Genomic DNA, 23,939 nt, shown 5'->3' with positions numbered 1-23,939 from the left:
TTAGTCATCCTGGAACAGGGTGTTTAATATTTCTAGGCTCTTTGGTAGCAGCCCTTTGTTCGCGTTAAAGAAAACAACTGCCTTGCTCACTGCGCCTGAGTCATTCCAGTTGTCAATGATATACTCAATAATTTTAAGTTCGCTTCTGAGCTGGAAGATCCCACTAGCTGATAAATTGTCGTCTAAGTATTGCTGCAAGTAATGAGCCCTATCCATTAAGTAAGGTAGAGAGTCTTCGAAAATCATAACTCTGCTACAAAATAGACATTTTGAAATGTGGGCGCATTTTTTCCCTTTTTTTATGTATGTATCAAATCCAGTCCAATCTGGAGCCTTCTGATCGGAACATCCCCATAATGGTGGCTCCATACCTGGAATGCTGAACAAGGTTATGCATTTAGAGTTTTCATTTGTTTGTCCAGGTTTTGGCGGAAGGAGCTGTCCGCGGAACTTCAAGGATCTCAGTGTTTCCATCGTCTGCTCTAGCGCCCCACGTAGCCGTTGCTCCCTTTCTTTTACTGCCGGCCCTGAACTACAATAAAATATATCTGTGGTGTCTTCTTGTTTGTGACCCATCTGCGTAGCGACGAAACTTAAAGGGCTCTTGGTGTATTCTTTCTCAGCCCAGGTAGGTCTTAAACTAGCAGTGAAGTCTTCAGCTGATTTTAAGCGTTCCCCATTTTCAAAGATTTCATATTGGGCCAGGAATTGTTTCACCCCTGTTTCGAAATAATAGGCGTTATAGAGTGACGTATGTCGGCCATGTACAGCCCATGTTTTGGATGTTTTAATGCACAAGAATAACTTGCTCGCGTCTTCGTCATAAAAAACTCCAACCTTGTCTAAGGGCTTACCTTGTAATGGCTCTGCAAGGGTGTTGGCCAAAAAAATTAAATTGTAAGCGGAATACCTATCGGTTTTATCGCTCAGGCTAAAAATTGCTTGGGGGTTGGCGTAAGGTAGACCTTTTCCTTGAGATTTATTCTTCTCGCCCTGGATTACTTTTGAGTCTGTGTTAAATACCCCTGAGAGGAAATGAGTTGCAGTGTCAGGAGTAATGGATAAAACTGTTTCCTTGTTCCAACCAGTCTCAAGCATGATTTTCAAAACGATTACAGTCATATCCAGTTCCGAGGGATAATACATTTCTAATAATTCGTCTTGGGAGAAAATTGGCGAGCGACCGTTGTATCTTGCAATTCTTAGAATGATGGTTTTGACGATATCGAATTTGCAATCATCAATATTGATTAAAGAACTCGATGTATATTCTTTTGCAATGGTTTCAAGAGATATATCGAAGGGGAAGCCGTGAGTAAGAAAAGTTTTCAACACCCTGATTGGTTCAGGTTTCCAATTCGTGAGCCCCCCAATTTTACTTTTGACATCGAAAGGACTAAGTTCAATATAGTCAGCATGCTTATACTGTTGTTGATATAAGTCCATTACTTTGTTGTAATAATCTGGCTGGGTAGCGAGTTTGTTAAGGGCTTTGTCTGCAGAGTTTGCTAAAAATTTTGCCAAATTGGCTTTATTAAGAATGCGGCCGTTTTTTATTAGATTGAAGTTTATCCACTTAAATATATTTTCAAGTGTGTGGGGGTTTGTTTCGGAGAGCATCGATGAATAGGTATAAGGCTCCGAAGCCTCTACTTGCATTCTGAATTCAATTTTTTTGTAAATTTTTTCAATATGCTGATTCAAACAGTTTGCAAGACTTGTTTCGCACTCAAGTGAAAGAGGTTTGGCACTATTGTATTCGGCATTTGAAAGCGTGGTAAACCGTAGATTGGAAAATAAGTTGTATTTTTTGCTATATGTAGTAATCGCGCTTTTGAAAAGAACCATGCGAGTCGTTGCAAGGTTTGCATTTTCGCAATTGGCGTATAAATAGTTTTGAAATTGGTTATGTATTTCAATGTCGTAATCTTCCATTCCCTGGAAGGCTAGTTCTGATTTGTTCAGTTCATTATACTGTCCGACAAACGAGAGGAACTCATCAATGGATTTTCTTAAGCCGCTTGCAGTAGAGTATGAAACTTCTCTGCAATAGCTGATAAAAATTCTGTGTAAATCCTCTGAATAACCAGCATCGAACTGGAAGTGCTCATGATCCATATAGTTGCACTTGACCATAATTCCTTTAACGGAAGGCACACTAATGGTATTAAATATTGGCGAGATTGAATCGGTCACAAGTTACGACTCAGGTAATAGAATTGAATTTGATCAATACTTGAGGTGTCCGCTTAAGCGTTTTGTTGCAACATCTAGGGTTAAAACGCGTGGCCATGGATGACGGCTTCGCTAGCATATACGCTAACAAATTACTAGCGCCGAAAAGGAAAATCAGCAGGAACCTTACTAGATTTTTTATTCGGTTCGGTGCAGAGAACATGAGGGTCTTAGATTTCTCGATGAAGGACTGGATGTTTACATTTAGTCTGGGTGAGATCTAACGATACAGAGGTTGACATATTTGTCAACGAGAACTAAATCTACAACCTGTTCATCAGCTTGTTGCAGATCTTCGGCATCATGAGCCGCGATGATTAATCGTCGTCCATGAGTAAAAAACCCGCTTCGGCGGGTTTTTTCTTGCCTGCGATTTGGCTGAAGGCTCATGCCATGGGCGGCAATCGGCGTTTGACCGGGGTTTTCTTGACGATGGCGGTGTTGGTTTCAGCGTGGGTGTTCAGGCGGTCGAGGAGGGTGTCCAGTTGTTCCATCGAGCGCACGTGCAGGCGGGCGATGAAGCAATCGTCGCCGGTGACCTTGTCGCACTCGGTGAATTCGGGGATGGCCTGGATTTGCCGCTCCACCTCTTGCAACTGGCCCGGCAACGGGCGGATTCGCACGATGGCCTGGAGTTGATAGCCGAAACACTTGGGATCAATCTCGACGGTGTAGCCCTTGAGCACGCCGCGTTCTTCGAGGCGGCGCAAACGCTCGGCGACGCTCGGTGAGGACAGGCCGCTGAGGTTTGCCAGCGCCTTGAGCGAACGCCGTGAGTCTTCCATCAACGCCGTAATCAGCACCTGGTCGATATCGTCAGTCATGGCGCAACCCCTGTAAGGCAATTAATCGAAACCGCCTTGATAAAAAAGGCAGATGTCGAGTTTAGCCTGCTTTTTGCGCTGGAGAAGCCCCCTGTTGGATGGGCATACTTTGGGCTCAATCACAGGAGTCTGATGATGGACAAAACACTTCGTCGCGGGTCATTCGAGATGACTGCCGCCATGCTGATTTCCGGGACCATCGGCTGGTTCGTGCTGGTGTCCGGGCAACCGGTGCTGGACGTGGTGTTCTGGCGTTGCGTGTTCGGCGCCGGCACCTTGTTGCTGATTTGCTCGGCTTTCGGCTTCCTGCGCCCCGGCATTCTGACCCGCACCACGTTCCTGCTGGCCGTGCTCAGCGGCGTGGCGATTGTCGGCAACTGGGTGCTGTTGTTTGCCTCTTACTCCCGCGCTTCGATTGCCATCGGTACCGCGGTGTATAACGTTCAGCCGTTCATGCTGGTCGGCTTGGCCGCGCTGTTCCTCAACGAAAAAATCACCTTGCAGAAACTGTTCTGGCTGGGCGTTTCGTTTCTGGGGATGCTGGCGATTGTCAGCGCACATGGGCAACAGGGCGAGGGCGGCAACGATTACCTGATGGGCATCGCGCTGGCACTCGGGGCCGCTTTCCTTTATGCGATTGCGGCATTGATCATCAAACGCCTGACCGGCACGCCACCGCACCTGATTGCGCTGATTCAAGTCAGCACCGGCGTGTTGTTGCTCGCGCCATTCGCGCACTTCTCGGCGTTGCCGCAAGCACCGAGCGCCTGGGCCAGCCTGGTGACTCTCGGCATTGTTCACACCGGCGTGATGTACGTGTTGCTGTACGGCGCGATCCAGAAATTGCCGACGGCACTGACCGGTGCGTTGTCGTTTATTTACCCGATTGCGGCGATTTTCGTTGACTGGTTTGCCTTCGGCCATCGTCTGGAAATACTGCAATGGATCGGTGTCGCTGCGATTCTGCTGGCCGCCGCGGGCATGCAACAAGGCTGGAGCCTGAAGTTTCGGCGGACAGTTACACAATAATCAGATGTTCCAACACGGCGCGGTCTTGGCCAGGCGCTGGCGCATTTCGCCAATGTTGCTGGCCAGCTGCCGGATCAATAGCCGGTAGCCGTCCAGCGGATTGTAGACCGGTGTGTCCAGGCTCGAATCCGCCGGCAGTTCGACGGGTCGATTCAGCCGTTGGGACGCGCCGGATTTCAGCGCCCGCGCCATTCCCACCCATTGCACGCGAATCAGCCGATGCTCCGCTTTCAACGCCGATTGCAGATGCGCCATGGCGTCGGGGTCATTGATATCCGGTCGGGTGTTGCCGAGGATTTCCAGGGTGCTGACACACATGCGCAAATGGCGCTGTATCGCATCGAGCTCGGTCATGGATATCTTCACTTCCTTGGACACCGACGGCATCAGCGAGCGCTGTTGCACCATCACCGTGTTCAGGCGATTCATCAACTTCACGTGCTCGTCATCGGTCACGGGTTGGCCATTGATGATGCGCCCGTAAATCGTCGCGCAATCGCGCAGCGCATCGGCCAGGTTGTAGCGCCAGGAGTAAACCGCGTACAGCGGCAAGGCGAAGGAAAACGCCAGGGCCAGGGCAATGCCGATCAGGATATCGACCCCGCGCCACAGCCCGTCGGTCACCGGATTATCGCCATGCCCGGCGACGATAAACACGGTGATCGCTGACAGCAGCGCCGTGTAACCGCCTTTGCCGATGGCATGGTATGAGAAAAATCCGCAGACCACCGACATCGCAAAATAGGTCAGCCACGGCATCCCGAGCCAGGCTTGTTGTGCCACCAATAACAGGCCGACACCGGCGCCGATCAAGGTGCCGATGGCGCGCTCGGCGGCTTTTTTGCCGATGTTGCCGTGGTGCTGCAAACCGCCGATCACCACCAGCATCGTCACCGACGCCCACTCACCGTGGGGCAGGTGGATGCCGGTGGTCAGCAGGATCGTCGCCAGCAACCCCAGCGATACACGCACGGCGTGAATCAATCTGGCGTGGCGATAGCGCCGGTACGGGTCCAGTAACGGACGCAGTACCCGGCGCAGTAACGGTGGCAGTCGGTTGGCTCTGAAGGTACTCAGACTCGTGGTCCTCAGAAGATGTAGTCGGTGGTCAGGAAACTCGAACTGCGACCGCTGATGATCTCGCTGATGAGGTCCTTGTTGGTCTCCTGGAACTTGGTCGCGACCAGCGTGCGAATAGAGAACACCCGCAACGCATCATGCACCGACAACGTGCCTTCGGCCGAGTTCTTGCGACCATTGAACGGATAGGTGTCCGGGCCGCGCTGGCACTGGGCGTTGAGGTTGATCCGCCCGACCTGGTTGGCGAAAGTGTCGACCAGACGGCCAACCGCCACCGGGTTGGTGCCGAAGATACTCAGTTGCTGGCCGAAGTCCGATTCCAGGACGTAATCGATCACCGTGTCCAGATGCCGGTAAGGCACGATTGGCACCACCGGGCCGAACTGTTCTTCCTGATAGACGCGCATCTGCGGCGTCACCGGGAACAACACCGCCGGATAGAAGAAGGACGCGCGGGCTTCACCGCCATTCGGGTTGACCACACGGGCACCTTTGCTCACGGCATCCGCAACCAGCCCGTGCAGATAATCGACCTTGCCCGACTCCGGCAGCGGTGTCAGGGCTACGCCGCTTTCCCACGGCATGCCGGGTTTGAGGCTGGCGAGTTTGGCGCTGAATTTGTCGATGAACGCCTCGACCACGTCTTCGTGGACGAAGAGGATTTTCAGCGCGGTGCAGCGCTGGCCATTGAACGACAGCGAGCCGGTGACCGCTTCGTTCACGGCGTTGTCCAGGTCCACCTCAGGCAAAACGATGCCAGGGTTTTTCGCGTCCAGGCCCAGCGCTGCGCGCAAACGGTGCGGTTTCGGGTGGAGTTTTTTCAGGTCGCTGGCGGCCTTGTTGGTGCCGATGAACGCGAAGATATCGATCTTGCCGCTGGCCATCAGCGCGCTGACCGTCTCGCGGCCGCTGCCGTAAATGACGTTGATCACACCGGTCGGGAAGCTGTCGCGGAACGCTTCCAGCAGCGGACGAATCAGCAGCACGCCGAGCTTGGCCGGTTTGAACACCACGGTGTTGCCCATGATCAGCGCCGGAATCAGCGTGGTGAAGGTTTCGTTCAGCGGGTAGTTGTAAGGTCCCATGCACAGCGCCACGCCCAGCGGTACGCGGCGGATCTGCCCGAGCGTGTCCTGTTCCAGCTCGAATCGACTGGAGCGGCGGTCGAGTTCTTTGAGGGCGTTGATGGTGTCGACGATGTAGTCGCAGGTGCGGTCGAACTCTTTTTCCGAGTCCTTGAGGTTTTTGCCGATCTCCCACATCAGCAACTTGACCACGGCTTCGCGCTGTTCGCGCATACGCCCGAGAAACGCTTCGACGTGCTGGATGCGTTCGGCCACGCGCATGGTCGGCCACAAACCCTGGCCCCGGTCATAGGCGCGGACGGCGGCGTCGAGCGCGGTCAGCGCTGTGTCGGCATCGAGCAGCGGCGTGCTGCCGAGGATCACTTGTTCGTCGCCATTTTCGCCGGTCAGGTACACCGGGCTGCGGACTTGGGCGAGGGGGCCGGCCCAGGTTTTCAGTTCGCCATCGACCAGGTATTCACGTTGCTCGGTCTGGCCGTCGAGGCGGTACTTTTCTGGGATGTCGCTGGCGTCGGGAAACAGGTTGCCGAGGATGTGTGCTGTGGTCATGTCGCTACTCCATGTGATGTAAGCCATGCGCTGGCGGCTTGCAGTTCAGAATTCACTTCAAAGGTTATACGCCTTATTGCCTCGACTTTTTAAGTGCCGATTTGATGAACCCGCGATCTTTTGACCTGAGAACACACAACGGCCGACGCTGCGGGTAAACTTCATGCTCTTTATTAAGGAGTTCATATGAGTTACTACCAGCCGGGCATCCTCGCCACCCCCGTTCCACCTCAAGCCCGTCATATGTTCTTCGCGCTGGAATCCGTCGATGCTCTGCCGGCCGCGCTCGAAAAATTGATGCTGCTGGTGGACGGGAAATCGGCGGTGGCCGGTTTCGGTGAATCCCTGGTCAAGGCGCTGCACGTGCAGATCGACGGGCTGCGGTCGTTTCCGGCACTGACCGGCGTCGGTGTCGACAACCCGTCGACCCAGCACGCGCTGTGGTGCTGGTTGCATGGTGTCGACCGTGGCGAGTTGCTCAATCGCGCCACCGCCATCGAAGCCGCGCTGGCACCGGCCCTGCGCCTGGTGCAGATGAACGAAACGTTCCGCCACCTCACCGGCCACGACCTGACCGGTTACGAAGACGGCACCGAAAACCCGCACAACGAAGCCGCCGTGGCTGCCGCGCTGGTCGGTGAGGGCGCTGACGGTGTGGTCGGTGGCAGCTTCGCCGCGATCCAGCAGTGGCAGCACGACCTGAAGGGCTTCCATGCGATGCCGTCTGAAGAAAAGGACAACATCATGGGCCGTCGCTTGAGCGATAACGAAGAAATCGATGACGCGCCGATCTCTGCCCACGTTAAACGCACCGCCCAGGAAAGCTTCGCCCCCGAAGCGTTCGTGGTCCGCCGCTCGATGCCGTGGATCGAAGGGGATCGCGCTGGTCTGATGTTCCTCGCGTTCGGTTTCTCCCTCGACGCCTTCGAAGCCCAATTGCGCCGCATGAGCGGTCTGGAAGATGGCATCACCGACGGCTTGTACCGCATCAGTCGCCCGATCACCGGCGGCTACTACTGGTGCCCACCGCTGAAGGACGGTCGACTGGATTTGCGCGCACTGCGCGTCGGTTGATTTGTAGGAGCCCGGCTTGCCGGCGAAGGTGACTTCAATGACGCCATCGCCAGCAAGCCGGCTCCTACAAGTGCGCATGCGTGCCGGGAATGTTCGGTTGACGCCAATCCTGTAGGAGCCCGGCTTGCCGGCGAAGGCGATTTCATGGACGCCATCGCCGGCAAGCCGGCTCCTACAAGTGCGTATGCGTGCCGGGAATGTTCTGTTGACGCGAATCCTGTAGGAGCCAGGCTTGCCGGCGAAGGCGATTTCATGGACGCCATCGCCGGCAAGCCGGCTCCTACAAGTGCGTGGGTGTACCGGGAATGTTCGGTTGACGAGAATCCTGTAGGAGCCGGCTTGCTGGCGATCCATGCAGCGCGGTGCGTCAGGTAACGCGCCATCCCACGAATCTAACCTTATTCTCAAACAGTATTTCTCAACCCCAGTACTAGAACTCTAAGATCACGTCATAACTCGTTATAACAAGTGATCTGCCATGACCGATAACGTTCTCTCCCTCAGCAGTGTTCCTTTGCACACTCAACTGCGTGACGTCCTGCGTGCCCGCATTCTCGACGGCGAATACCCGCAAGACAGCCAGATGCCTTCGGAAAGCGAGCTTGGCGCGTTGTTCAAAGTCAGCCGCATCACCGTGCGCCAGGCCCTCGGCGATCTGCAAAAAGAAGGGCTGATCTTCAAGATTCACGGCAAGGGCACCTTCGTCGCCAAGCCGAAAACCTTCCAGAACGTCAGCACCCTGCAAGGCCTCGCCGAGTCCATGACCGGGCGCGGCTACGAGGTGATCAACCGCCTGCGCAGTTTCAAATTCATCCCCGCCGACAAACTCGTCGCCGAGCGTTTGCAGGTGGCCGAAGGCGAGATCGTGGCGCAGATCAAGCGGGTGCGCCTGATCAACCGTGAGCCGATCTCACTGGAAATCACCTACCTGCCCAAAGCCATCGGCGAACGGCTGGAAAAGGCCGATCTGGTCACCCGCGACATCTTCCTGATCCTCGAAAACGACTGCGGCCTGGCCCTCGGTCATGCCGATCTGGCCATCGATGCCGTCCTCGCCGACAGCGACCTGACCCAGGCACTCAACATCGAACCCGGCTCGCCGATCATGCGCATCGAGCGTCTGACCCACGATGCCAGCGGCCAACCCGTGGACTTCGAACACCTTTACTACCGTGGCGATGCCTTCCAGTACCGCCTGCGGATCGACCGGCACAAAGGGGCGCAGGCATGACAAGAAGTACCCTCGAACAGGAATACGACATCGTCGTGATCGGCGGTGGCACGGCGGGTCCCATGGCGGCAATCAAGGCCAAGGAGCGCAACCGCGACCTGCGCGTGTTGCTGATCGACAAGGCCAACGTCAAACGCAGCGGCGCGATCAGTATGGGCATGGACGGCCTGAACAACGCGATCATTCCCGGCCATTCCACGCCGGAGCAGTACACCAAGGAAATCACCATCGCCAACGACGGCATCGTCAATCAGGCAGCGGTCTATGCCTACGCCACCCACAGCTTCGAAACCATCGAGCAACTGGACCGCTGGGGCGTCAAGTTCGAGAAGGACGAAACCGGCGATTACGCAGTGAAAAAGGTCCACCACATGGGCGCATACGTGCTGCCGATGCCGGAAGGGCATGACATCAAGAAAGTCCTGTACCGCCAGTTGAAACGCGCCCGGGTCAGCATCACCAACCGTGTGGTTTGCACGCGCTTGCTGACGGACGAAGAGGGCGCGGTCAACGGTCTGATGGGGTTCGACTGCCGTACCGCCGATTTTCATGTGATCAAGGCCAAGGCGGTGATCCTCGCGTGCGGTGCTGCCGGGCGCCTCGGTTTGCCGTCCTCGGGTTACCTGATGGGCACTTACGAAAACCCGACCAATGCCGGCGACGGTTACGCCATGGCTTATCACGCCGGGGCCGAATTGGCGAACCTCGAATGCTTCCAGATCAACCCGCTGATCAAGGATTACAACGGCCCGGCCTGCGCCTACGTCACCGGCCCGTTGGGCGGCTACACCGCCAACAACAAGGGCGAGCGCTTCATCGAGTGCGACTACTGGAGCGGCCAGATGATGTGGGAGTTCCACCAGGAACTCGAAAGCGGCAACGGCCCCGTGTTCCTCAAGCTCGATCACCTGGCCGAGGAAACCATCCAGAACATCGAAGAGATCCTGCACAGCAACGAACGCCCGAGTCGCGGCCAGTTTCACGCCAATCGCGGCACCGATTACCGCACGCAGATGGTCGAGATGCACATCTCGGAAATCGGTTTTTGCAGCGGGCATTCGGCGTCGGGTGTGTGGGTCAACGAGAAGGCCGAAACCTCGGTCAAGGGTTTGTATTCGGCGGGTGACATGGCCGCCGTGCCGCACAACTACATGCTTGGCGCGTTCACCTACGGCTGGTTTGCCGGCACCAACGCAGCGGATTTTGTCGCCGGTCGCGAATTTTCAGCGGTCGATGCCAAGCAGATCGAGACAGAGAAAGCGCGGGTCTACGCGCCACTGGACCGCGAACACGGACTGCCGCCGGCCCAGGTCGAGTACAAGCTGCGACGCTTCGTGAACGATTACCTGCAACCGCCGAAAGTGACCAAGAAGATGCAGATCGGCCTGCAGCGTTTCAGCGATATCCAGCGCGATCTCGATCAGATCAAGGCCCACAACGCCCACGAACTGATGCGCGCCATGGAAGTCAGCATGATCCGCGACTGCGCCGAAATGGCCGCCCGCGCTTCGTTGTTCCGCGCCGAAAGTCGCTGGGGGCTTTACCACTATCGGGTCGATCACCCGCAACGCAACGACAGCGACTGGTTCTGCCATTGCCATTTGAAGAAGGATGAAAACGGCCAGATGAGCAGTTTCAAGAAAGCCGTCGAGCCCTACATCATCCCGCTGGATGCCGAAGAAATGCAGGCCTACGACCGGCTGCGCGTCGGTGCCTTTGCGGCCTGAGCCTGACTATAAGAGAGACCGACAAATGGCCTATCAACCCCAGGAAATTTTCTTCCGTTCCAACGCGCCCGTCACGGTCGACGAGGACCTGTGCATCGCCCACAAAGGCTGCACCGTGTGCGTCGACGTCTGCCCGATGGACCTGCTGGCGATCAACCCGGCCACGCAAAAGGCCTACATGGCCTTCGACGAATGCTGGTACTGCATGCCCTGCGAAAAGGACTGCCCGACCGGGGCGGTGAAAGTCGAAATCCCTTATTTGCTGCGTTGACTGACAGGACGCCATCGCTGGCAGGCCAGCTCCCACAGGGATTTTCAGTGGGACACGGATTTCGCTGGCAACAGAGAACCTTGTGGGAGCTGGCCTGCCAGCGATGAGGCCCGCCCAGACAACCCAAAGCCATCCGGAAACACCGGACGCTGGATTCACCCAACACCCCTCGTTTCCCACCACGCCCTGATCGTGGCGGAGACGAACATCCTATAAATGATTCGAGGGGACACACCCATGTTATTGCGTGCAGCATTGGCCGGTCTGGTACTGGCTTCTTTCACCTTGTCGGCTTCCGCCGAAACCATCCGCATTGCCATCGGCACCCAGGACACCACGATCAACTGCGCCGCCGGCGGCCTGTTGATTCGCGAGCTCGGCCTGCTGGACAAATACTTGCCCCACGATGGCCAATACAAAGACGCCAAATACGAAGTCGAGTGGAAGAACTTCACCAGCGGCGCGCCTCTGACCAACGAGATGGTCGCCGGCAAACTGGACTTCGGCGCGATGGCCGATTTCCCCGGCTCGTTCAACGGTGTCGCGTTTGAAACCGCCGGCAAGCACAGCCTGTTTATCAGCGTGCTGTCGGGCAGCATCAAGGGCAGCGGCAACGGCATCGTCGTGCCGAGTGCTTCGGGCGTGCAATCACTGGCCGAGTTGAAGGGCAAGACCATTTCCGTGCCGTTCGCCTCGACCGCCCATGGCATGTTGCTGCGCGCCGTGGCGGCTCAGGGTTGGGACCCGCTCAAAGACGTGAACATCATCGCCCAGCCGCCGGAAGTCGCCGGTTCCGCATTGCAGGCCGGGAAGATCGACGCCCACGCCGACTTTGTGCCGTTCGCCGAAATGTTCCCGAGCCGTGGCTTCGCTCGCAAGATCTATGACGGTTCACAGGCGAATACGCCGACGTTCCACGGTGCGCTGGTCGATCAGGCCTACGCGAAAAAGTACCCGGAAATCGTCGTCGCGTACCTGCGCGCCAGCCTCGAAGCCAACCAGTTATTGGCGGCAGAACCCGAGAAGTACAGCGAGTTGATCGCCAAGGTCACCGGCGTCGATGCCGAGGTCAATTACCTGTTCCACGGCCCGCTCGGCGTGCAGACCCGCGACCTGAGCTGGAAGCCGGAATATCGCCAGGCGGTCGGCACCGCCATCGACACCCTCAAGCTGCTGAAGAAGGCTGATCGCGGTCTCGACCTCAACACCTTCATTGATGACCAGTACATCCGCGCCGCGTTCAAGGCCTCGAAGCTGGACTACACCGCGCAACTGGCCAACTACGGTCAGACCCCGCTCAAGGCAGTGGATGCGTTGAGCGGCAAAGCCATTACCGACTTCAGTCATGTGGCCGAGATCTGGGTGCGCGGCGAGCCGAAAGTGCGTCAATACGCCTCGGCGGAGTCGGCGTTCACCGCATTGGCCGGTTTGAAGTCCGAAGGCAAAAACATCCGCGCGGTGTATGCCCAGGCGAGTGACAGCGGGATCAAGTTGCTGGCGGATCAGGCGTGGTTTGCCAGTGACGCGAAAGGGCGCCTCAGCGCGTTCCTGCTCAAGGGCCAGGCCCAGCAATTCGCCACGGCCCAGGGCGGCAAAGTCCTCGACTTCACCGACGCCACCACCCAGGCCGTAGCCGCCCGCTAACCGCCAGAACCCCGCAATCCCCTGTAGGAGCCGGCTTGCTGGCGATGGAGTGTCAGTCGACATCAATGTAGCTGACACACCATCGCCAGCAAGCCGGCTCCTACAGGGGGAGGAAGATGTATGTCCCGATCTATAAAGCGCTGGATCCCGAGGGCAGCTTCATTGCTGCTCTGCCTTTTGTTCTGGCAACTCGCCGCCAGCCACCACTGGAACCTCGGCCTGGTCACCTTCGCCAATGTCCCGACACCGCTGGCGGTGATCGAAGCCGCTCTGGGCCTGGGCGATTCCGGCAAACTCGCCCAGCACCTGAGCAGCAGCCTCAGCCGGGTCTTCGCCGGTTACCTCGCGGCGCTGATCATCGGCATCGCGTTGGGCCTGGCCATCGGTCGTTCGAAATGGGCCGAAGATTTGCTGCTGCCACCACTGGAAGTCCTGCGCCCGATCCCGGCCGTGGCCTGGATTCCCCTGGCGATCCTGATGTTCCCGTCGTCGGAACTGTCGATGGTCTTCATCACCTTCACCGGCGCGCTGTTCCCGATCCTGCTCAACACCGTGCACGGCGTCGAAGGCGTCGACCGGCGCCTGATTGCCTCGGCGAAAAGCCTCGGGGCAGGGCGTCGGGCGATTCTGCTGGAGGTGATTCTGCCGGGCGCCGCGCCGAGCATCATCACCGGCCTCGCCATCGGCATGGGCACCTCGTGGTTTTGCCTGGTGACCGCCGAAATGATCTCCGGCCAGTACGGCATCGGTTATTACACCTGGGAGTCCTACACCATCCAGAACTACGCCGACATCGTCGTCGGCATGTTGCTGATCGGCGTGCTCGGCATGGGCAGCAGCCTGCTGATCAAACGGTTGGGCGGGTTGTTGACGCCCTGGCATCGACCACGAGGAAAAGCCTGATGAGCGTATTTCAACACCTTGAAGGGCGCATCGACATTCGCGGATTGTCGATCAGCCTAGGGGAGGGCCGTGCCGCGTTCGAAGCCGTGCAAGGCCTCGATTGCCAGATCGAGCCGGGGCAGTTCGTGTGCATTCTCGGCCCCTCCGGTTGCGGCAAATCGACCTTGCTCGGCGCGCTGGCCGGACACCTGCAACCTCGCGCCGGCAGCCTTAAAGTCGATGACGAAGACGTGTCGAGTCCTTCGCCCCAGCGCGGCATGGTGTTCCAGCACCACACGCTGTTCCCTTGGCGCACGGTGCGCGACAACGTCGCGTTCGGCCTGAAAATGCGCGGCATCGGCAAGGCCGAACGGCACGAAGCCGCCGACGAAATCCTCGCGCTGGTCGGCCTCGAAGGGTTCGCCGAGCGCTGGCCAGATCAGTTGTCCGGTGGCATGCAGCAGCGGGTGGAAATCGCCCGGGTGCTGATCAACCGTCCGCGTTTGTTGCTGATGGACGAACCTTTCGGTGCCCTCGACGCGCTGACCCGATTGAACATGCAAGAGCTGCTGCTGGACATCTGGACGCGGATTCGCACCACCGTGGTGTTCGTCACCCACGACATCGACGAAGCGTTGTTTCTCGCCGACCGGCTGCTGGTCATGAGCACGCGTCCCGGGCGGATCATCGAAGACCTGCGCCTCGACTTCCTCGGCCACGCACCAGCGAACTGGTGACAAGCCATGAGTTCTCCCGCTTGAAGCGCCATTGCCTCGAATTACTGCGTCACGAAGACGGTCGGCAGCTACCGCGCCTGAACCCTCTCGGACTTCCCCCTGAAAACAAACTGCCGCGATTTGCCCTATGACCTCTCTATTCGATGTAACCGATAACGATGACATTCTCGCCCTGCAACCGCGCCTGACCGATGCCGACGCCGGCGTGCGCCGGATCGCCCTGATCGAGCTGGCAGACCTGGAAGAGCCGGACGGTTTGCTGTGGCTGGTCGATCGACTGGCCGAAGACCCGACCGCAGAGGTCCGCGCCGAAGCTGCGCGCCTGCTTGAAGCCTGGGAGGAGGCGCCGGTCGTTGAGGCGCTGTGCCAGGCGTTGACCGATCCGTCGCCGGCCGTGCAGGCCGCCGCCGCGCAGAGCCTGAGCCTGCTCAAGAGTGAAGCCGCAGGCAGGGTGATTCTGCCGTGGACCGGGCATGCCGACATCAACGTGCGTATCGCCGCGTTCCGGGCGTTGCGCGAATTGCGTTTTCCCGATGCCGCGACCGCTGCCTTGGCGGCGCTGGGCGATGCAGACGCCAGCGTTCGCCGCGAAGCGGTTGGCGTGCTCGGCTGGCTCAAACAGCTTGATGCATTGCCGGCCCTGGCGACGTTGGCCAGTCACGACCCGGACACCGAAGTCCGTCGCGCCGCCACGGGAGCCCTCGGCCTGGCCTCCGATGCGCACGTCCTGCCGGCCCTGCGCCAGGCATTACAGGATGGCGCCTGGCAAGTGCGCGAAGAAGCCGCGACCACCCTCGGCAAGGTCGGTCATACCGACGCAGGCCCGGCATTGGTCGAAGCGTTGAGCGATGATTATTGGCAAGTGCGCCTGCGCGCCACCCGCAGTCTCGGTCGCTTGCGTTATGCCCCGGCGCTGGACGCATTGATCGAAACCCTCGGTCATCGCATCAGCAACCTGCGCAAGGAGGCCGCGTTGGCCCTCGGCGAATTGAACGATAAAGGCGCAGTTGCGCCGTTGCAGGCCGCGCAGAACGACGGCGACCCGGAAGTGCGCAAAGCCGTGCGCATTGCCTTGAGTCAGTTGCAATGAACCCGCTGGCGATCGGCAACTCCCGGAGCAAACAGCAGCTGCGGCTGAACTGGCCGGATGGTCGTGAGCAGCTGCTGGATCATGCCGAGTTGCGCCGGCAATGCCCGTGTTCGCAGTGCCGGGCGTTTCGCTTGAAAGGGTTGACGCCGAGGGTCGATGACCGAGTGCAAGTCATCGAATTGAACGCGCAGGGCTATGGCCTGCAACTGATTTTCAGCGATGGTCACGAACGGGGCATCTACCCGTGGCCGTATCTTTCGAGCCTGGCCTGATGACGCGCTTCACCGGTGAGTGTGCCCGCCGATGAAGCGCTGCGCAGTGGTCAGGCTTTGCTGGCGGCCAGGAAAGCGCCCAGTCGGCGCCCCATCTCTTCACCCAAGGCTTGCAAGCCACTCAGGGGGCGGACCATCACCTCGAATTCAACGATTTTTCCTTGTTCGTTGAAGCGGATCATGTCGATGCCCTTGAGCTGTTTTTCACCGACCTTGGCGCTGAACTCGAGGATGACGTTCAAGCCGTCCGCAGTCGCCAGTTCGCGGTGGTACTGGAAGTCCTCGAACACGCCGGACACCGTGTTGAGAATCATGTTGACCACTGGCGCCCCTGGATAAGGCGTGTGCGCCATCGGCGAGCGGAAAACCACTTGCGGGTCCAGTAATTCGGGCAAGGCCTTCAAGTCGGCTTTTTTGATCATCGCGTGCCACTGGCTCAACGATTGTGCGGCGTTTGGATGCAGTTTCAGTTCCGACATTTTCAACTCCTGTATTTTTGTTGTTCTGCAAACGTCGGCGAAGACTGTACATCAAAGGGCTTGAAGGGAAACCCTCCGGCGGCAAAACCCTCGAGCACTGGTTAGTATTTTTCCGTCCTGACGCCCGTCGCCATGGGCGAAATCGTTCTAAAAATTCCGGGGCGCGGTTCGGGAGGGTGTACTAGTCTAGAACTTGTAGGTGAAGACGCAGACTGATGCGCAAGCGGATGGCAAGGACACGTGGGGCGCGTTCCGAAGGGTACACGGTTAGAAAGATCTCCGCGCTGAGATCCAGCCCTTATGCCGTGTGAAGCAGAAGAGCACAAAACTCTTCTGTGAGAGTCCTGATAAACCTTGTAAGCCGGAGACCAGCGCCGGCCACCTACTCGAATCCCGAAGCCCGCCTTGTGCGGGCTTTTTTTGTGGCCTTTGCCTTCACCCAAATGCGCGTATTTCACTCATTTCCAGATTGACGCCAAACCTGTAGGAGCCGGCTTGCTGGCGATAGCGGTGTGTCAGTCACCCATGATGTTGCCTGGCCAACCGCTATCGCCAGCAAGCCGGCTCCTACAGGGATTGCGTACAACAGGGTGATCAGGGCGTCTTCCGCCACCGGATCCACCGGGACACCGATATTGGCCATTTCGATCTCCTTTTGGCCGACCTCGCACTATGAACTCACTCGTTCGTCAGCAAGAATCGAAGCAGCATTGCTGTTTCAGCACGCTTGCGAATCCACAACTGAAATCCTGTTTTCCTTGCCCTGGGCAATTTTTAAGGCCTGCCGTGTACAGAACATAAAAACCAACGAGCGACACATTTGGGGAATTCATTCATGGTCATGATGAAACGCATACTGGGCGCCACTGTTTGTGGGCTGACGCTGTTGGCCAGTGCCGTGCACGCCGAACAGCGGGAATTGCGGGTGTACAACTGGGCGGACTACATCCTGCCGTCCGTGCCCAAGGACTTCGCCCAGAAAAGCGGAATCAAAGTGACCTGGGACACCTTCGACACCAACGAATCGCTGGAAGCCAAGCTGCTGACCGGCAACTCGGGCTACGACCTGGTGGTGCCGTCGAACCAGTTCATCGAAACCCAGATCAAGGCCGGTGTATTCCAGAAACTCGACAAGACCAAACTGCCGAACTGGAAACACCAGGACCCGGCACTGCTCGCATTGCTGGACAAGAACGATCCGGGCAACCAGTACGGCGTGCCCTACATGTACGGCACCGTGCTGATCGGTTTCAACCCGGCCAAGGTCAAGGCCGCGCTGGGCGAGAATGCGCCGGTGGACAGTTGGGACCTGGTGTTCAACCCGCAGAACATGCAGAAGCTGAAATCCTGTGGCGTCGCCATGCTCGACTCACCTTCGGAAATCCTGCCGCTGGCGCTGCACTATCTGGGGCTGGACCCGAACAGCCAGAACCCGGACGACTACGAAAAAGCCAAGGCGCTGATGCTGAAGATTCGCCCTTACGTCACCTATTTCAACTCGGCCAAGTACATGACCGACATCGCCAACGGCGATATCTGCGTCGCCATCGGCTACTCCGGCAGCTTCTACCAGTTCGGCAATCGCGCCAAGGAAGCGGGCAACGGCGTAGTGGTCGACTGGCGCTTGCCGAAGGAGGGCGCGCCGATCTGGTTTGATACCTTTGCGATTCCAAAAAGCGCGAAGAACGTGGAGGAAGCCCACGAGTTTCTCAACACCTTGCTGGACCCGAAAGTCATCGCCCCGATCAGTGATTTCCTCGGCTACCCCAACGCCAACAAGGACTCGCTTGCGCTGATCAATAAAGAAATCACCGGCAACCCGAACCTGACGCCGACCAGCGAAGCGTTGAAAACCCTGTATGTGGTGCAACCGCTGCCGCAAAAGCTTGAGCGGGTGCGCACACGGGTCTGGACCAGCATCAAGTCCGGCGAATAACACCCAAGGCAGAGCGCAATCGACCGGCCATACGCATTCCCCTGTAGGAGCCGGCTTGCTGGCGATGGCGGCGTGTCAGCCAACATCAATGGTGATTGATACACCGCAATCGCCAGCAAGCCGGCTCCTACAGGTTCGGTGTCATGCCACCGAACCCCCCGTTTTGTTCAGATCCGCGTCAGCGCCTGCGCCAAATCGGCACGCAGATCCTCGACATCCTCAACCCCCACGGACAACCGCACCAGCCCGTCGCCGATGCCCAGCTGCGCGCGGGTTTCTGCGGGGATGGTGGCGTGGGTCATGATCGCCGGGTGCTCGATCAGGCTTTCCACGCCGCCCAGACTCTCGGCCAAGGCGAATATCCGTACGCTCTCAAGGAAACGTGTGGCACCCGCCAGATCACTCTTCAGATCGACAGAAATCATCCCGCCGAAACCGCGCATCTGCCGCTTCGCCAATTCATGCTGCGGGTGCGATGGCAGGCCCGGGTAGTAGACGCGCGCCACTTGCGGCTGGCGCTCCAGCCATTGCGCCAACTCAAGCGCGTTGCTGCAGTGACGCTCCATGCGCAGCGCCAGGGTTTTCACGCCGCGCAGGGTCAGAAACGCGTCGAACGGGCCGGCGATTGCGCCCACCGAGTTCTGCAGGAAACCCAGTCGTTGCGCCAGTTCCGGGTTCTGCCCGACCACGGCGATGCCGCCGATCACGTCGGAGTGGCCGTTCAGGTATTTGGTGGTCGAGTGCAGCACGATGTCGAAACCCAGCTCCAGCGGGCGCTGGATCCATGGGCTGGCAAAGGTGTTATCGGCGACGCAGATGATGTCGCGGTCGCGGCAGATACGTGCGACGGCGGCGAGGTCGGTCAGGCTGAGCAACGGATTGCTCGGTGTCTCGACCCAGACCATTTTGGTGTCGTCCTGCAACGATGCTTCGAACGCCGCGAGGTCTGTCAGGTCGACGAAGCTGAAACGATGCCCGGCGCTGCGTTTACGCACCTTGTCGAACAGTCGGAACGTCCCGCCGTACAGGTCATTGCCGGACACGATGTGCGAACCGGCGTCGAGCAGTTCCAGCACCGTGGAAATCGCCGCCAGCCCGGAGGCGAACGCGAAGGCCTGGGTGCCGCTTTCCAGATCGGCGACGCAGCGTTCCAGGGCGAAGCGCGTCGGGTTGTGCGAGCGCCCGTAATCGAAACCTTTGTGCACGCCGGGGCTTTGTTGCAAATAGGTGGAGTTGGCATAAATCGGTGGCATCAATGCGCCGGTGGTCGGGTCCGGCGTTTGCCCGGCGTGGATCACCCGAGTGGCAAAGGCGCGTGCCGCGGCGTTTTCATCGTGTTGACTCATGCAAGGGATCTCCGCAAATGATTGAGCAGGTCGACGCGAGTAATCAGGCCGTGGAAGCCCGAGGCGTCGGCGATGATCGCGACCAGCCCGCGATCGAGTTCTGCCTGCAGCTTTTCCAGACTGGCGCTGGGCGGCAGGGTTTCTACTTTGTCGGTCATTGCGCTGGCCACGGTCAAGCGGAAGTGTGAAGGATCTTCCTGCATGCCCAGCAGAATGTCGGATTCGTCGATCACGCCGACCAGTTGCTTGCCGTCCGCCAGCACCGGCAATTGCGACACATCCGCCAGGCGCATGCGCTGGAACGCCGTCAGCAGCGTGTCGTCCGGGCCGACGCTGATCACCCGGCCATCCTCGAAACGCCGTGCGATCACATCGCGCAGGTCGCCATAAGGTTTGCGCTTGAGCAAGCCCTGATCATTCATCCACTGGTCGTTGTAGACCTTCGACAGGTAGCGGGTGCCGGTGTCGCAGACGAAGCTGACCACGCGTTTGGGCGTAGTTTGTTCGCGGCAGTAACGCAGCGCCGCCGCCAGCAGGGTGCCGGTCGAAGAGCCGCCAAGAATGCCTTCGGCGCGCAGCAGTTGGCGGGCGTGATCGAAGCTTTCCTCGTCGCTGATCGAATAGGCGTGGCGCACGCTGGACAGGTCGGCAATCGAGGGGATGAAGTCTTCGCCGATGCCTTCCACCGCCCACGAACCGGGCGTCTGCATGGTGCCGCTGCGGCTGTATTCGGCCATCACCGAACCGATGGGGTCGGCCAGCACCATTTCCAGATTGGGCTGTACGCGCTTGAAGAAACGGGTCAGCCCGGTCAGCGTGCCGGCCGAGCCGACGCCGACGACAATCGCATCCACGTCATGCTGGGTTTGCGCCCAGATCTCCGGTGCGGTGCTGCACTCATGGGCGAGCGGGTTGGCCGGGTTGTTGAACTGATCGGCGAAGAATGCATCGGGAATTTCCAGCGCCAGCCGTGCCGCGACGTCCTGGTAATAATCGGGATGGCCCTTGCCGACATCGGAGCGGGTGATGTGCACCTCGGCGCCCATGGCCTTGAGGTGCAAGACTTTCTCGGTGGACATCTTGTCCGGCACCACCAGCACCACCCGATAGCCCTTGGCGCGGCCGACCAGGGCCAAGCCGAGGCCGGTGTTGCCGGCGGTGGCCTCGACGATGGTGCCGCCAGATTTCAGCCGGCCGTCGCGCTCGGCTTCGTCGATCATCGCCAGGCCGATGCGGTCCTTGATCGAGCCGCCGGGGTTCTGTGATTCGAGCTTCAGAAACAGGGTGCACGGGCCCGTGTCAAAGCGGCTGACGCGCACCAGCGGCGTATTGCCGATCAGTTCAAGCACGGCAGGGCGGGAGTCGTTCGGCATGTTGTCACCTCTTTGCGAAAATTCGCACGGGAAGGACAGCAACCGGCGGCGAGCCATCGCACGCCGGTCGCCAGCAATGCATCGTTTGGACCATAGGCCGCGAATGCGCCTCTCGCAACTTTGTGCGACCAGCCGGTCACCTGATTGCTGGAGAGAATCCCCGAGTCGGCAATACTCAAGCGACCACCATCGGCCGAGGGCGAGCACCATGACGAAGGAAAGCAGTGGGGGCGAATCGGCCTCTGCGCTAATCGATGCACGAATCAGGGAATTGAATGACTGGCGGGGCGAGACGCTCGCGCGCGTCAGGGCGATCATCCAACAGGCCGACCCCGACGTGGTCGAGGAGTGGAAGTGGAGGGGCGTGCCGGTGTGGTCGCATGCCGGGATCATCTGCACGGGCGAGACATACAAAACGGCGGTGAAAATGACCTTCGCCAAAGGTGCTGCGCTGGACGATCCTGCCCATCTCTTCAACGCCAGCCTGGAAGGCAATACCCGCCGGGCGATTGATGTGCATGAGGGCGAGGCGATTGATGAAAAAGCATTGAAGGCGCTGATCCGGGCGGCGGTGGTGCTCAACACCTCCAAATGAGTCGGCCGGTTTGTATTCCTGTGTATCCCTCGGGGCCGCAGCTATCTTGGCTTACAAAACCATGGCATCCGCGACACGTCCCCGATACACGACGGCCGCCTAATGGGGCACCACAACGGTATCACCCGGAGAAATGCCATGTTCCGTATCAACGCTCGTCACACCGCCAGAATGCTTGGCGTCGCTGTTGTCACCACTGCCGCACTCGCGGCGTTCTCCGGGATGTCTCAGGCCGAGGAAGTGAAAGCCCCTGCAAAAAGCTGGCAGACAGGGATTCATCGCACCGATCTCCTGAAAAAAGACCTCGACGTCGACGGTCGTGAAGTGATCCAGGTACGGGTTGATATCGATCCGGGCATCTCGTCGCCCAACCACTCCCATCCCGGCGTGGAAGTGGCTTATGTCATCGACGGCACGTTCGAATATCAACTGGAAGGGCAGCCACCGGTGACGTTGAAAGCCGGTGATTCGCTGTACATCCCGGCGGGCGTTGCGCACATCGCGAAGAACATCGGAACCAAAACCAGCTCCGAACTGGCGACGTACATCGTCAAGAAAGGCGAACCGCTGGTTGTGATCAAACAGTAAGCCAAAGGCACGCAAATCCCCTGTAGGAGTCGGCTTGCCGGCGATAGCGGTGTGTCAGCCAACATCAATGGTGATTGATAAGCCGCCATCGCCGGCAAGCCGGCTCCTACAGGATTTATGTCAACCGAACATTCCCCGTCCATACGCGCACTTGTAGGAGCCGGCTTGCTGGCGATAGCGGTGTGTCAGCCAACATCAATAGTGATTGATACGCCGCCATCGCCAGCAAGCCGGCTCCTACAGGATTTACGTCAACCGAACATTCCCGGAACACTCCCGCACTTGTAGGAGCCGGCTTGCCGGCGATAGCGGTGTGTCAGCCAACATCAATGGTGATTGATACGCCGCCATCGCCGGCAAGCCGGCTCCTACAAAGGTTTCAGCGCTCGGCGGGCTAGCACGACGCCGAGGGCAACCACGATCAGCCCCAACGCTACCGCGAAGGTGACCCGCATGCCGTGGGCCACGGCTTCGGGTGGCGTCAGGGTGATGTCGGCCGCCTGCGAGGCGAGGGCGAATACAGCCCCCAACGCCGAGGCGCCAGTGATCAATCCCAGGTTTCGCGACAGATTGAGCATGCCCGAGACAACGCCACGCTGATCGGGCTGCACATCGCTCATGACCGTGGTGTTGTTGGCCGTCTGGAATACGGCATAGCCGAGCGTGATCACCACCATCGGCGCAACATACCCGCCAATGCCAACGGTCAGCGGCAACACCGATAACACCAGGCAACCGACGGCCATGGCGATCAGCCCGGCGACAGTCATCCGCTGGGCGCCGAATCGGTCGGCGATCCGCCCGGCGGGCACACCTGTCAGGGCCGCGACACAGGGCCCGACCGCGAGCACTATGCCCACCACAACCGCCTTCAGCCCAAGCCCGTGGGCCAGATAAAACGGCCCGACCACCAGCGTTGCCATCATCACCGTCGCGACCAGTGTGCTCATGGCCAGGCTCGCGCTCAGCACCGGGTTGCGAAACATCGCCAGCCGTATCAGCGGCGAAGCGACTTTCATTTCAACCAAAACGAAGAGCCCCACGCCGACCCCCGCCGCCAACAGCAAACCGATATTAAGCAGCCCGAAATGGCCACGGCCCAATGTCATGGCCAGCGCATATGCCGCCAGCGTCAGTGCCAACACCAGCGTGCCCCACGCGTCGAAATGGACGCTCCCGGTGGTTGCGCTCTGCCGATCCGCCGGCAGGTAGCGATGCGCAAGCAGCAGCGTCATCAGGCCCAATGGCACGGTGACCAGGAACATCGCCTGCCAACCGAACCCACTGATCAACAGGCCGCCCAACGATGGCCCCAGTGCGGTGCCAATCGCCGACATCGTCCCGAGCAACCCCATGGCGCTGCCGGTTTTGGCTTTCGCCACGGTCTCACCGACGAAGGCCATGGTCAGCGCCATCATGATCGCCGCGCCGAGCCCTTGCAGGGCTCGGGCGCCAATCAACATGCCCAATGTCGGTGCCCACGCGCACAGCGCCGAGGCGAGGGTGAACAGGCCAATGCCGCCGAGCAGCAACCGGCGGCGGCCGATCAGGTCACCGAGCCTTCCGACGCTGACGATCAGCGTGGTGATCGCCAGCAGATACGCGATGACGACCCACTGCACGTCCTGAAAGGTTGCACCGAACACCTGGGCCAGCGTCGGCAAACCGACGTTGGCGACGCTGGTGCCGAGTGACGACAGCAGCATCGACAGCGAAAGGCTGACCAGCGCCCAGCGTACGGCGGGTGTCTGTGTTGTGTTGTCGACGATGGCGATAGTCGGCTTCATGCTGTCCCTCTGGATCTGGCCACTCCCGAAGTGGAGCTATCAGAAATCTACGCTGGCGCCTAACATGGCGGAAGGCGCACGGGTTGCACTCTACTCGTGCGTAAA

20 protein-coding genes and 1 pseudogene are annotated in these 23,939 nt (G+C 58.9%); 13 read left to right on the top strand and 8 right to left on the bottom strand.

Translation table 11 applies throughout. The annotated features are described in order from the left end of the window. Complete coding sequence (locus K5R88_RS07810; RefSeq protein WP_226299607.1) at window positions 1-2,196, bottom strand: hypothetical protein; 2,196 nt, start codon at window positions 2,194-2,196, stop codon at window positions 1-3. Between the two features lie 425 nt (window positions 2,197-2,621). Beyond that, window positions 2,622-3,059, bottom strand: a complete 438-nt coding sequence (locus tag K5R88_RS07805; protein WP_008028095.1) for an Lrp/AsnC family transcriptional regulator — start codon at window positions 3,057-3,059, stop codon at window positions 2,622-2,624. 135 nt (window positions 3,060-3,194) lie between these two features. On the opposite strand from K5R88_RS07805, the gene K5R88_RS07800 reads away from it, so the two are divergent. Further along, entirely contained in the window at window positions 3,195-4,088 is an 894-nt protein-coding gene (locus tag K5R88_RS07800; RefSeq protein ID WP_226299606.1) for a DMT family transporter, read from the top strand. Here K5R88_RS07800 and K5R88_RS07795 read toward each other — a convergent pair whose 3' ends face one another. Continuing rightward, window positions 4,089-5,129 carry an FUSC family protein gene (locus K5R88_RS07795; RefSeq protein WP_226300244.1) on the bottom strand — a complete coding sequence of 347 codons (1,041 nt, stop codon included), beginning with the start codon at window positions 5,127-5,129 and terminating at the stop codon, window positions 4,089-4,091. It abuts the gene before it with no gap. A gap of 47 nt (window positions 5,130-5,176) precedes the next feature. Continuing rightward, window positions 5,177-6,802, bottom strand: a complete 1,626-nt coding sequence (locus tag K5R88_RS07790; protein ID WP_226299605.1) for an NADP-dependent glyceraldehyde-3-phosphate dehydrogenase — start codon at window positions 6,800-6,802, stop codon at window positions 5,177-5,179. Window positions 6,803-6,988: 186 nt separating this feature from the next. Here K5R88_RS07790 and K5R88_RS07785 point away from each other — a divergent pair, with 186 nt between their 5' ends. The 9 genes and pseudogenes from K5R88_RS07785 (at window position 6,989) to K5R88_RS07745 (ending at window position 15,730) form a co-directional block, all read left to right on the top strand. Continuing rightward, window positions 6,989-7,876, top strand: coding sequence for a Dyp-type peroxidase (locus K5R88_RS07785; RefSeq protein WP_226299604.1), 888 nt, complete (start codon window positions 6,989-6,991; stop codon window positions 7,874-7,876). A 478-nt stretch (window positions 7,877-8,354) separates the two neighbouring features. Continuing rightward, the gene (locus K5R88_RS07780; protein WP_008039052.1) at window positions 8,355-9,107 is read left to right on the top strand and encodes a GntR family transcriptional regulator; all 753 of its coding nucleotides are present in this window, start codon (window positions 8,355-8,357) and stop codon (window positions 9,105-9,107) included. Next, complete coding sequence (locus K5R88_RS07775) at window positions 9,104-10,834, top strand: fumarate reductase/succinate dehydrogenase flavoprotein subunit (protein WP_192228316.1); 1,731 nt, start codon at window positions 9,104-9,106, stop codon at window positions 10,832-10,834. Before K5R88_RS07780 ends, K5R88_RS07775 begins: the two co-directional genes overlap by 4 nt. A gap of 25 nt (window positions 10,835-10,859) precedes the next feature. After that, window positions 10,860-11,105, top strand: coding sequence for a 4Fe-4S dicluster domain-containing protein (locus K5R88_RS07770; protein WP_007946457.1), 246 nt, complete (start codon window positions 10,860-10,862; stop codon window positions 11,103-11,105). A gap of 237 nt (window positions 11,106-11,342) precedes the next feature. Next, the gene (locus K5R88_RS07765) at window positions 11,343-12,749 is read left to right on the top strand and encodes an ABC transporter substrate-binding protein (RefSeq protein ID WP_226299603.1); all 1,407 of its coding nucleotides are present in this window, start codon (window positions 11,343-11,345) and stop codon (window positions 12,747-12,749) included. 120 nt (window positions 12,750-12,869) lie between these two features. Further along, on the top strand, window positions 12,870-13,652 hold the full coding sequence (locus tag K5R88_RS07760) for an ABC transporter permease (protein WP_226299602.1): 783 nt from the start codon (window positions 12,870-12,872) through the stop codon (window positions 13,650-13,652). After that, a pseudogene (locus tag K5R88_RS07755) lies at window positions 13,652-14,499 on the top strand (ABC transporter ATP-binding protein). Before K5R88_RS07760 ends, K5R88_RS07755 begins: the two are co-directional and overlap by 1 nt. Beyond that, on the top strand, window positions 14,496-15,458 hold the full coding sequence (locus tag K5R88_RS07750) for a HEAT repeat domain-containing protein (protein ID WP_226299601.1): 963 nt from the start codon (window positions 14,496-14,498) through the stop codon (window positions 15,456-15,458). Before K5R88_RS07755 ends, K5R88_RS07750 begins: the two are co-directional and overlap by 4 nt. Continuing rightward, window positions 15,455-15,730, top strand: coding sequence for a DUF971 domain-containing protein (locus K5R88_RS07745; protein ID WP_008027252.1), 276 nt, complete (start codon window positions 15,455-15,457; stop codon window positions 15,728-15,730). The genes K5R88_RS07750 and K5R88_RS07745 overlap by 4 nt, the downstream gene beginning before the upstream one ends. A gap of 50 nt (window positions 15,731-15,780) precedes the next feature. Here K5R88_RS07745 and K5R88_RS07740 read toward each other — a convergent pair whose 3' ends face one another. After that, the gene (locus K5R88_RS07740; protein ID WP_226299600.1) at window positions 15,781-16,209 is read right to left on the bottom strand and encodes a nuclear transport factor 2 family protein; all 429 of its coding nucleotides are present in this window, start codon (window positions 16,207-16,209) and stop codon (window positions 15,781-15,783) included. A gap of 835 nt (window positions 16,210-17,044) precedes the next feature. On the opposite strand from K5R88_RS07740, the gene K5R88_RS07735 reads away from it, so the two are divergent. Further along, window positions 17,045-18,145: a polyamine ABC transporter substrate-binding protein gene (locus tag K5R88_RS07735; RefSeq protein ID WP_192415723.1), complete on the top strand. Its 1,101-nt coding sequence runs from the start codon at window positions 17,045-17,047 to the stop codon at window positions 18,143-18,145. A gap of 167 nt (window positions 18,146-18,312) precedes the next feature. On the opposite strand, the gene K5R88_RS07730 is transcribed toward K5R88_RS07735, so the two are convergent. Next, entirely contained in the window at window positions 18,313-19,491 is a 1,179-nt protein-coding gene (locus tag K5R88_RS07730; RefSeq protein WP_008039031.1) for a cystathionine gamma-synthase, read from the bottom strand. Next, on the bottom strand, window positions 19,488-20,864 hold the full coding sequence (locus K5R88_RS07725; protein ID WP_008039030.1) for a pyridoxal-phosphate dependent enzyme: 1,377 nt from the start codon (window positions 20,862-20,864) through the stop codon (window positions 19,488-19,490). The genes K5R88_RS07730 and K5R88_RS07725 overlap by 4 nt, the downstream gene beginning before the upstream one ends. A 208-nt stretch (window positions 20,865-21,072) precedes the next feature. Here K5R88_RS07725 and K5R88_RS07720 point away from each other — a divergent pair, with 208 nt between their 5' ends. Next, entirely contained in the window at window positions 21,073-21,459 is a 387-nt protein-coding gene (locus K5R88_RS07720) for a DUF1801 domain-containing protein (RefSeq protein ID WP_226299599.1), read from the top strand. Window positions 21,460-21,597: 138 nt separating this feature from the next. Continuing rightward, window positions 21,598-22,047 carry a cupin domain-containing protein gene (locus tag K5R88_RS07715; protein WP_192415730.1) on the top strand — a complete coding sequence of 150 codons (450 nt, stop codon included), beginning with the start codon at window positions 21,598-21,600 and terminating at the stop codon, window positions 22,045-22,047. Between the two features lie 368 nt (window positions 22,048-22,415). Here K5R88_RS07715 and K5R88_RS07710 read toward each other — a convergent pair whose 3' ends face one another. Then, a complete protein-coding gene (locus tag K5R88_RS07710; protein WP_226299598.1) occupies window positions 22,416-23,834 on the bottom strand; it encodes an MFS transporter in 1,419 nt (472 codons plus the stop codon). Window positions 23,835-23,939 lie beyond the last annotated feature (105 nt).

The organism is Pseudomonas sp. MM213, assembly GCF_020423045.1.
GTDB lineage: Bacteria > Pseudomonadota > Gammaproteobacteria > Pseudomonadales > Pseudomonadaceae > Aquipseudomonas > Aquipseudomonas migulae.
Note: the sequence above shows the minus strand (reverse complement) of the source record. Positions and strands in the feature narration are given on the sequence as shown.